The organism is Bradyrhizobium sp., from assembly GCF_019242285.1.
Taxonomy (GTDB): Bacteria; Pseudomonadota; Alphaproteobacteria; order Rhizobiales; family Xanthobacteraceae; genus Bradyrhizobium.
In genome coordinates this window covers 1-4,168 of the sequence record NZ_JAFAVV010000365.1, presented here as the reverse complement: position 1 = coordinate 4,168, position 4,168 = coordinate 1, and the positions used below count along the sequence as shown (strand labels likewise).

The following is a 4,168-nucleotide window of genomic DNA, read 5'->3' as shown; positions in this document are numbered from 1 at the left end:
CATGACATGCGCATGCGGTTTGGGCATGCCGTCCTCGGTCACGTTCCAATGCACGTTGAGATCGGCGATCATGCCCCGATCGACGAATTCGGCCCGAACGAAGTCGCGGGCCAGATCAATGCCCTGCGCCTCACTCATCTCTCGCGGGATGGCGAACTCGACCTCCCGGGCAAGCTGGGCGTCCTTCCTGATTTCGAAGGCTTCGACATCGTTCCACAACCGTTCGCGGTCGCTCCATGCCTCCGGCGCGTTCTCCGGCAGCATCATCTCAGAATGGACGACGCCTCGCTTTCCGGAAAACTCGTGGCTGCGATCAAGCCGCTCGTCGCGCAGCCGCGAGGCGGAGCGGTAGGCGGCCGACGCCACCGCGCTCGAGCCGGACTTGCGGCCAATGACCTTGACGTGAAGATGATAGATCGCCATCGCGATCAGACCACCTACACGGCGAAGCGCACGTCGGCACGACGTATAAGCGCGCCCTCCCTCGAAAAATTCTCGGGCGGGACTACCCCGTTCCAGGCCGTCCTAACGACCTTACAGCATTGCACCGGGCGCTCGACTATCATTTCTCCATCAACACTAACGGAGACGACATGCGCAAGCCGCGAGATTTCGATGGAGAGATGAAGGCGCTTCAAGACAAGGCGCGCGAACTGAAAACCCGCAAAGTGAAGCAACTCGGTGAACTGGTGATCGCGACGGGGGCGGATGCGCTCGGCGTCGACGAACTGGCAGGTGCGCTCATCGTGCTGGCCGAGACAAAGGAGGCCGGAAAGAGGGAGGCATGGGCTAGGCGCGGCGCCGCGTTCTTTCAAAGCCGGACGCAGAGAATTGCGCCAAAACCTGACCGCAACACGGACAGCGCTCCGCCGCAACGGAGCGGCGCGCAACCGGCATCAAGCCGCACAGGCGCGACATGACATGCGCACGTGGCAGGTCGAGCGCCGCAAGCGCACCCGGCATCTCATCGAACTCGGCGGCCTCGTTGTTAAATCCGGTATCGTGGACTTGACCGGCGACAACCGCACCACGATCTTCGGTGCGCTGCTTTGGATGGCCGACAGGCTCAAAAGCGATCAGCGCGAACGTGCGCGAGCGCTTTGGGCCGCAAAGGGAAAGCAGGCGTTCGACATGGACTCGGCAATGCTAGTACGTACAGATAGTTGATACGCGGTACTGACACGTTAGCTGAACGCATTGGACTTGCTCCATGACGTTTGCAGGCGCGAGAAGCTCTGTACACTACGACGTGATTATTCAGTGGAATTGTGTCGTGCCGCTCGGCGCTTCCTAATTGTCGTGCCGCGGCAAACCTTAGTAGTCGTCGTGTAGTGAAAGGACTTTCTTCGCCTCTTGCTGAAGTACATTCATCGCGCTGATGTATGGGATTGGACCGTAGCTAATGCGCGCGACGCCAAGCTTGGAGAGACGTTCATTCGAGGGCACGCCGTCCATAACCATAACATTCACGGGTAATGTGACGGCTTCGCAGAGTTGTCCGATCAGCGCATCTTCCGTCAGGCCAGGGATGAAGAAGCCAGACGCCCCTGCGTCTGCGTAGGCGGTCGCCCTTTCGAGCGCTTCGTCGACCGCTTGGGCCGCGTTCTCACTGTTCACAAAAAAAACGTCGGTCCGCGCGTTGAGGAAGAAGTCGGTGCACTTCTGCCTTGCCGCTTTGCGGATAGCACTAAGCCGCCGAGCTTGCCTGTCGAGGCTATAAAGCCCTGAGCCTTTCACGACTCGATCCTCGAAGTTGACGCCAATCACACCCAGGTCGATAAGGCGCACAATGTTGTCCGCAAGCTCGTTGTCGTCTTCACTATAGCCGCCCTCGAAGTCGACGGTGACAGGAGCATCAATGCTTGTCGCGATACGTCCAACTATTTGCTCGGCGAATTCGATCGGGATCGTTTCACCGTCTTGGTAGCCTTGCGCTGCGGCGACCGACCAACTGCTTGTCGCGATCGCTTTCGCGCCGGCATTCAGAACAGATTGTGCGCTACCTGCATCCCACGCATTGTAGAGCAGTAAGGGGGATCCTTTTACGTGGAGTTGCGCAAAGCGTTTGGCCTTTTCCTTTTGGTTCATTTCGACGCTCCTGGGTGACCGTTTAAGCCAACAGTCTTAAACAGTGACGGTACAGCAGATCAGGCATCGAGCTGATCAACAGGACCGAGAGAATCCATCTTGCCGACGTCGATCTTATTGTGGCGGAGGATGGCGCACGCACGTTGGAACACCTGTTCCGAATAAACATGCTCCGGTGAGGCAAAGACCCGCAAACCATCGCCTCCTTTTGGACCGTCAACAGGGTGGCTTGCTGGGCGCCCAAGAGAGGCTGACTTTATGGTTGCTTGCGCCCGCGACGCTCAAATTCGTCGGTGAAACGGCCGCCAGAACGGACGAGCAGGCGCGCCGTCTCCCGATCTCTCTGCTTTCGGTCCCAAGCGGAAAGGAAATTGAGGATGCGGCGCCAAATAGGGATCTTCCCCACCGAGCTAGCCACCGCCACCATCAATGCCGTGCACCAGCAGCATAAGGGTGTCCGCCCCTGCCTTTCGGTCCTTTGCAATCTCCTGATATTGGACCGACTCGTAGAACCCGCGGAAGGCCGTCGCATCTGAAAACGACAGAAGCACGATTTTGTCTCTATCCCAACGTCCCTCGATGATTTCGGGCTTCCCGTCGGCTGCCAACAGCGTTCCTCCGAATTGCTTGAGCACCCCCCTGAAATGCGCAGTGTAGCGTTCGTATGCCGCAAGATCGGTGAATTTGAGCTGTCCAACAACGTAGACGGTCATGAAGGTTTTTCTCCCATTTGATACTTTGGATGTCTCCGCCCTCCGCCAGCTCAGCCTGCCGTGGTAGACGGGGATACACTCGCTGAGAGTTGGCGCGCGACTGTCATCTTCCTCACGACTTCGGCACGCTCACATCGATCAACAGCTTCGCTATCGTGACCGCCGACTGCGCCGGCCCTTCTTCCGACTGCTGGCCCGTAACGTAGATGCCCTCGATGAGCAAGTGCAGTGCGTCGCCGAGCACGGCGGGCTGACGCGCTCCCATGGTAGCGGCGAGCTCGCGCAGGCGCTTGCGAAACACTTTCTTGTGCGCTTCGGCGACCTGCCGCGCGGGATTGTCCCGCGACGGATATTCCACCGTGGCGTTGCTGAGGCCGCAGCCGCGATAGCCTTTGCACACCGCACGCGCGGATAGCCAGCGAATGTAAGCGAGCACGTGCTCACGCGCATCGCTGTATGATTTTCTGCCGGGTTTCTCGAACTTCTCCCAGAAGTCCAGTTCATAGTCGCGCATATAGGCGGCGGCGAGATCGTCCTTGGACGCGAAGCTGCGATACAGGCTCGGCTTGGTGACGCCGGCCCGGTCGACCACGTCATCGACGCCGACAGCGCGGATGCCCTCGCGATAGAACAGCTCGCTCGCTGAGGCGCGGATCCGGTCGGCCGCCCGGACCGGACGTTCCGCAGATGGATCAACTGTTTTCTTCATGACGACTCTTCGAATTCTCCCGCACGGCACGCTTGACAATGTTACTTACCGGTACGTATACATATCGCGTTGTAACACGTACCGGTAAGTAACATGTCCAATGCCTCCGATCAAGCCGCCACCGTGTCGAGACGCCCGTTTGGCCAGAAATACGCTTTCGTCGTTGTCGCCGTGATCTTCCTTGCGCTGCTCTGTTCGGCGGGCCTACGCACGACGCCGGGCGTGCTGATGCTGCCCCTGCAGACGGCCTTCGGCTGGAACGTGGGCGTGATCTCGTCGTCAGCGGCCGTCGGCATCTTCCTCTACGGCTTCGCGGGGCCATTCGCCGCGGCCGTGATGCAGCGCTTCGGCATCCGCTGCACGGTGCTGGGCGCGCTCGCGCTGATGTCGGCATCGACCGGAGCCAGCTATTTCATGACCGTGCCGTGGCAGTTGTTCCTGACATGGGGATTGCTCTCCGGTATCGGTTCCGGCGCAGTCGCCGGCGTGCTCGGCGCTACGATAGTCAATCGCTGGTTCACTACCAACCGAGGTCTCGTCATGGGATTGCTGACGGCGAGCACCGCGACCGGCGCGCTCATATTCACGCCGGTCCTCGCGGCGCTGGCGGAATGGGGCGGCTGGAAACCGGTGGTGCTGACAGTCGCCGCATGCTGCG

General features: G+C 59.9%; 7 protein-coding genes. 3 read left to right on the top strand and 4 right to left on the bottom strand.

Translation table 11 applies throughout. From position 1 onward, the window contains the following. Nucleotides 1–423: MobA/MobL family protein (locus tag JOY90_RS14275; RefSeq protein ID WP_291691763.1), on the bottom strand; the 423-nt coding region annotated here is incomplete at its 3' end. Between the two features lie 170 nt (nucleotides 424–593). On the opposite strand from JOY90_RS14275, the gene JOY90_RS14270 reads away from it, so the two are divergent. Together JOY90_RS14270 and JOY90_RS14265 are read left to right on the top strand one after the other, a co-directional pair. Further along, nucleotides 594–920 (top strand): conjugal transfer protein TraD, encoded by a 327-nt coding sequence (locus JOY90_RS14270; protein WP_291691762.1) that lies wholly within the window; start codon nucleotides 594–596, stop codon nucleotides 918–920. A gap of 1 nt (nucleotide 921) precedes the next feature. Next, nucleotides 922–1,167, top strand: a complete 246-nt coding sequence (locus tag JOY90_RS14265) for a conjugal transfer protein TraD (protein WP_291691761.1) — start codon at nucleotides 922–924, stop codon at nucleotides 1,165–1,167. A gap of 147 nt (nucleotides 1,168–1,314) precedes the next feature. Here JOY90_RS14265 and JOY90_RS14260 read toward each other — a convergent pair whose 3' ends face one another. The 3 genes from JOY90_RS14260 to JOY90_RS14250 all read right to left on the bottom strand — a co-directional run bounded on the left by JOY90_RS14260 (nucleotide 1,315) and on the right by JOY90_RS14250 (nucleotide 3,540). After that, nucleotides 1,315–2,088: an isocitrate lyase/phosphoenolpyruvate mutase family protein gene (locus tag JOY90_RS14260; RefSeq protein WP_291691760.1), complete on the bottom strand. Its 774-nt coding sequence runs from the start codon at nucleotides 2,086–2,088 to the stop codon at nucleotides 1,315–1,317. A gap of 410 nt (nucleotides 2,089–2,498) precedes the next feature. Continuing rightward, nucleotides 2,499–2,801: a DUF1330 domain-containing protein gene (locus tag JOY90_RS14255; protein ID WP_291691759.1), complete on the bottom strand. Its 303-nt coding sequence runs from the start codon at nucleotides 2,799–2,801 to the stop codon at nucleotides 2,499–2,501. Nucleotides 2,802–2,913: 112 nt separating this feature from the next. Continuing rightward, the gene (locus tag JOY90_RS14250) at nucleotides 2,914–3,540 is read right to left on the bottom strand and encodes a TetR/AcrR family transcriptional regulator (protein ID WP_367276937.1); all 627 of its coding nucleotides are present in this window, start codon (nucleotides 3,538–3,540) and stop codon (nucleotides 2,914–2,916) included. A 63-nt stretch (nucleotides 3,541–3,603) separates the two neighbouring features. On the opposite strand from JOY90_RS14250, the gene JOY90_RS14245 reads away from it, so the two are divergent. Next, nucleotides 3,604–4,168 (top strand): MFS transporter (locus JOY90_RS14245; protein ID WP_291691758.1); only part of this gene is annotated, 565 nt, incomplete at its 3' end.